Raw genomic sequence first — 4953 nt, 5'->3', positions numbered from 1 at the left:
TCCGAAGATGTTCATCAACAGGCCGTCCAGCAGGTGATAAGAATTTTGGGATAAGATTAGAAGGATTATTGGGTCGGATATTAATGGCAAAACCTATAGGCAGACCAAAGAAAGTTCAATAAATAGGCGCTGTCCCCAATTAATTTAGGAGCACATTTTCATAATGAGACTGAAGAAACTTTTTTTATTATCGAAGGAACTCCCCAGATGACTATTAGTAATAAAAACTATAGAACCGAGATAGGGGACGCCTTTAAGATTAACCCTCAGGAGACACATAATCTTACTAACGACACCACTTTAGATATTAAGGTAATATTTTTGAAAGCTCCTTATCATCCAGAAGATAAAGTTAATTTATGATAAGATAAAAAATTAAGGGGGTGATTTCACTGTCTAAAAAGAGATATTTAAGTTTTTTTATAATTTTTTCTCTCCTTTTAATGGTCAGCTGTGGGAAAAAGAAGATTATTAAAAAGTATCATGTAACTAAAGACGAAGAAGCCGTCTTTTGTGAAGTTCAACCTAAGGCTTGGAAAAAGATCTACATTTCTTCCAAATTTAACGAAACACCAAAATCTAATTTTATCTTAAGTAAATTAAAGATTGAAAAAGATAATCTCTTTAAATTAGACCCCACTCTTCAATCAATCTTTTTGGTCTTAAAAGGAGAAGGTCTATTTTATGACGATCAAAAAGAATTTCTTTTAAGAGAAGAAATAGCTGGTTATGGCTATGATTGTTCGGCATTCATAAAGGCAGGCGGAGAATTAGAATTAATTTTATTAGAAAAAGAACCCTCCTTAGAAATGGAAAAGGGTATAATTATCAAGAATCTTTTTTGGATTTCAAAAGAAAATCTTCCTGGTTATAATGAAGTGTCTGCTAAAATTATCTTTCATCCCCAAAAAGATAAGACTAATTTCTTTATAATTTTAGCTGAAGTTCTTAAGGATAGAGGTAACATTAATTATGATATCCATCCGCAGCAACATGGAGTTTTTTGTCTCCAAGGAGAAATTAAAGGAAAATTTTATAATGAAGAAAAAGAATTTACGATAAATCCTAATGATACTGCCTTTACTGAAGGTTATTTTCCCCATATCCTTACAGGAGTAGCAGAAGAATCTCTTTTATTTATCTACCAGGGATAAAACAATAAGGTTGCAGGGAGCCTATTAAGGGAAGAAGACTTTTTGGAGATTTAACTTATTTAAATTCTTCAAAGCTTTTAAAACTAATCTTTTATTTTTAGGCTGATAATATTGAATAAGAGCTCTTTGCATCATCTTTTCTTTAATCTCTTTGGCTACATAAACCTTTTCACCAGTTAAAGGATGTTTTTTGGTATAATACATACATCCAGAGATAGTCAGAGGTAAAGGAATAAAATCTTGAATTTGCTCAGGGTGAATATGTTTTTTCTTTAAATAAAGAGCTATTTCTAAAGCCTGATCTAAGTTTGAACCAGGGTGAGAGCTTATAAAATAATTTACCAAGTATTGCTTTTTATTTAATCTCTTATTTATTTCCTTAAACTTTTCTCCAAATCTTTCGTATACTTTAAAGCTAGGTTTATTCATTAATCTTAAGATTGAATCTACCGTATGTTCAGAGGCTATCTTTAATTGTCCACTGATATGATACTTACACAAGGTATTTAAGTACTCTTCTGAGTGGTTAGAGACTAATAAATCATACCTTAACCCACTACTAATAAATAAGTGTTTTATAGTAGAAATATTTCTTACTTCTTGCCATAAACTTAAACTCTCTTTATAGCCAAGTTTAAGATTTTTACATCTTTCAGGAAACAAACATCTTTTCTTTCTACAAGTTCCATCTTTTTCCCAACATTGACATTTTGCTTGGTATAGATTGGCAGTGGGTCCTCCTATATCAGTAATCGTTCCCTTAAAGTTTTTTTCCTGAGTAATAATCGTGATCTCTTTAAGGATAGATTCTAAGCTTCGGCTTTGGATGATCCTACCTTGATGAACAGATAAAGAACAAAAACAACATTCTCCACAACATCCTCGATGGGAAGTCACAGAAAATTTTACTGTTTCAAAGCCAGGGATCTTGCCTTCCTGGTCATAAATAAAATGAGGTTTTCTAACATAAGGAAGGAGGTAAATATGATCTAATTCTTCTTTAGTTAGAGGGAGAGCTGGTGAAAACTGAATAACAAATCTAGACCCATCTCTTTGAACAATAGTCTTTCCTCTAAAAGGGTCGCTTTCTAAATAAAAGACTCGAAAAGCTTCATTAAATTTATCCTGATTAGTCTTTACTTCTTCAAAGGAGAAAATCTCTATGTAGTCTTTAAGCCAATCTATATTTTTCCTTACTACTACAGTTCCTCGAATATTGTTTAAATCTTCTATTCTTTCTTCTTGATCTAACCTTTTGGCTATCTCTAATATCTGCTTTTCTCCCATTCCATAGACCAGAATGTCTGCCTTGGCATCTACTAAGATAGAATGCCGAACTTCATCAGACCAGTAGTCATAATGAGCTAATCTTCTTAAACTTGCTTCTATTCCTCCCAAGACTACCGGGATATCAGGAAAGGCTTCTTTTACTTTGTTGACGTAAGCAATGGTAGCTCTATTGGGTCTCATTCCAGGCTTGCCACCAGGAGAATAATCATCACTCTTTCTTGGTCTTTTGCTTGGAGTATAGTTACTAAGAATAGAATCAAGATTACCAGCCGTAATTCCAAAGAATAATCTTGGTCTGTCTAATCTTAAGAAATCATCTAAACTCTTCCAATTAGGCTGAGCAATAATACCTACCTTGAAGCCAGCATCTTCTAAAAGCCTACTAATAACAGCTGCTCCATAAGAAGGATGGTCCACATAAGCATCACCAGTAATTAAGATGATATCTAATCTCTTCCATCCTCTTTCCTTTAAGTCGTCAATAGAGATAGGCAAAAATTTATTATTCATCTTATTTTATAAATGTTTAACTGTCAGATGTCAGCAGTCAGCTAAAAGAAGTGGTTAGAGAGAGTATCTTAGAAGATTAGAAGATGAGAAAATGATTATAAAAAAAGTGATTATAAATTAGAAACGTTAACTATCCTTCGATCTTCATCTTGTATTCATCAACGAAAACCTTTTTAAAGTCATATCCTCCTTTAAAATCTTCAAGGCTATCTTCCTCTGTCTTTCCCATCAAACCGCAGTCAACCATATTAAAGACAATATTTCCAAAATCTTCGCTGGAGTTAATACCCCAATACTTAAAGACATCATAGACAGTAGGACCAAATTCGTTCAAGGCATACTCTTTAATTCCCTCCAATAATTCTTGTCCCGTAATATGGTGATACTTATTAACTTTTTTTTGGGCATACTCTAAAGCAGCCAAAACAAAATAGTAAGCAGCTTGTTTATAATGAGGATCTTTTAAGATAATTTCTTCTACTGTTTTTGAAAAATTATTCATCTTTAACTAAAAATTTAAAAAATAGTAATCGGAGTATTGTTTTTAAGCTTATTTAGTTACTTGGCTTAATCTTATCACCGATATTTCGGGTCGGCAAAAAAACCTTATCGTTAAAGGACAAGTTCCAATACCACGATTTATTAAGATATAATTTTTTCTTATCTTATGCAAGCCAGAATTATATTTTCTTGGGCAATGAGAAGGAATTAAAAGAGGCCCTATTAAGGGTAATCTTACCTGACCTCCGTGAACATGTCCACATAAGATTAAATCAAAGTTATCAAATTTATCTTTTGGATATTTCTTAATAATTTCAGGAGAATGAGTAAGTAAGATCTTAAATCCATTTTTTGGTAAACCTTGAGTAGCTCTTTCTAAGTCATCTCGTCCAAATACCGGATCATCTAAGCCTATTATAAAAAAGTTTTTGTTATTTGGCAAGTTGATTTTAAGATGACTATTTTTAAGGATGGTAATCTTGGAATTAATAATTTCTTCTAAATGATGGTAGTAAAGAGATTGATATTCTTCATTACCAAAGACTCCAAAGAGGCCATACCTTGATTTCAAAGAATTTATAAAAGTCAAGACTGAATTAATACCATGAACATTGCCTATTAAGTCGCCAGTAATAACGATAAGATCAGGATAAATTTGGTTAATCTTGTTAATGCAAAGATGTTCTTTTTTATTTAAATTAACAATATGAAGGTCTGAAAGATGAACAATGGTTAAATTATTTAGAAAATCAGGCAGGTTTCTTATTCTTATCTTGTAATCTTTTACCTTTACTAAATTAGGTTCAATTAAAAAAATGTAAACAACAAAACAGAGATAGAGAATAATAATAATAATCTGGGTTATTGTTAACATATTTCTCAACAACTATACAAGTTTATGAAGTTTTTGGCTGGATAGATTACCCTAAGCTAACGAAAATTAGACATAGGAAATAATACCGAGCAATAAAAGATAAACTTGCTTGGAGTTAAAAATTAATTTGCGATAGGTCAAAATTTCATTAATAGGTACTATGTCTTCCTTAACTTATCCAAACTTTACTTTAAATAAGGACTTTTGTCAAGATTGAGATCATAAAGTCAAATGTTATCTTTAATGAAAAAAGTGAAAAAAAGACACTCTTTGTAATCTCCTAAATTCAGTGGAGTTATGAAAAAATATGTAATACGCAAATGAAAATGTCCTATTCGAAAATGTCCTATTCAAGGATATAAAATATCTCTCAAAAAAAGAGGGATATTATGAAGGAAAAGGACATTGTCATGAGGGTAAAGGAAGTAAAGAGATTAAGGGTGATAGAAGAGGCTACTTCGAAGCAGATGACTCAAAGAAAAGCTGCCTCTATCCTTGGTCTCTCAGAAAGACAGGTAAGGAGAATGGTCAAAAAAGTTGCCAGAGAAGGCCCAATTGGAATAATTCATTGTTCAAGAAACAAACCTTCAAATAGAAAAATTCCAGAGCAATTAAAGGAAAAGG

The 4953-nt window shown here is 31.9% G+C and carries 6 protein-coding genes; 3 read left to right on the top strand and 3 right to left on the bottom strand.

Going from position 1 to position 4953, the window contains the following annotated elements:
• The first annotated feature begins 129 nt into the window (after positions 1-129).
• Together KJ849_06305 and KJ849_06300 are read left to right on the top strand one after the other, a co-directional pair.
• Positions 130-363 (top strand): cupin domain-containing protein, encoded by a 234-nt coding sequence (locus KJ849_06305; protein MBU2600168.1) that lies wholly within the window; start codon positions 130-132, stop codon positions 361-363.
• Positions 364-383: 20 nt separating this feature from the next.
• Positions 384-1154, top strand: a complete 771-nt coding sequence (locus KJ849_06300) for a hypothetical protein (protein ID MBU2600167.1) — start codon at positions 384-386, stop codon at positions 1152-1154.
• Positions 1155-1178: 24 nt separating this feature from the next.
• On the opposite strand, the gene KJ849_06295 is transcribed toward KJ849_06300, so the two are convergent.
• From KJ849_06295 to KJ849_06285, 3 genes are all read right to left on the bottom strand, one after another.
• Positions 1179-2954 carry a YgiQ family radical SAM protein gene (locus KJ849_06295; GenBank protein ID MBU2600166.1) on the bottom strand — a complete coding sequence of 592 codons (1776 nt, stop codon included), beginning with the start codon at positions 2952-2954 and terminating at the stop codon, positions 1179-1181.
• A 130-nt stretch (positions 2955-3084) separates the two neighbouring features.
• Positions 3085-3456 (bottom strand): hypothetical protein, encoded by a 372-nt coding sequence (locus tag KJ849_06290; protein MBU2600165.1) that lies wholly within the window; start codon positions 3454-3456, stop codon positions 3085-3087.
• A gap of 48 nt (positions 3457-3504) precedes the next feature.
• On the bottom strand, positions 3505-4329 hold the full coding sequence (locus KJ849_06285; GenBank protein ID MBU2600164.1) for a metallophosphoesterase: 825 nt from the start codon (positions 4327-4329) through the stop codon (positions 3505-3507).
• Positions 4330-4718: 389 nt separating this feature from the next.
• Between KJ849_06285 and KJ849_06280 the strand changes: the two genes are divergently transcribed.
• Positions 4719-4953 (top strand): helix-turn-helix domain-containing protein (locus tag KJ849_06280; GenBank protein MBU2600163.1); only part of this gene is annotated, 235 nt, incomplete at its 3' end.

Source organism: bacterium (assembly GCA_018830565.1).
In the GTDB taxonomy this organism is placed as follows: domain Bacteria; phylum UBA9089; class JAHJRX01; order JAHJRX01; family JAHJRX01; genus JAHJRX01.
Note: the sequence above shows the minus strand (reverse complement) of the source record. Positions and strands in the feature narration are given on the sequence as shown.

What these genes read in the sequence shown, in the direction of transcription:
- KJ849_06295 (MBU2600166.1), bottom strand. Translation starts at nt 2,954, where the DNA reads ATGAATAATAAATTTTTGCCTATCTCTATTGACGACTTAAAGGAAAGA.
- KJ849_06290 (MBU2600165.1), bottom strand. Translation starts at nt 3,456, where the DNA reads ATGAATAATTTTTCAAAAACAGTAGAAGAAATTATCTTAAAAGATCCT.
- KJ849_06285 (MBU2600164.1), bottom strand. Translation starts at nt 4,329, where the DNA reads ATGTTAACAATAACCCAGATTATTATTATTATTCTCTATCTCTGTTTT.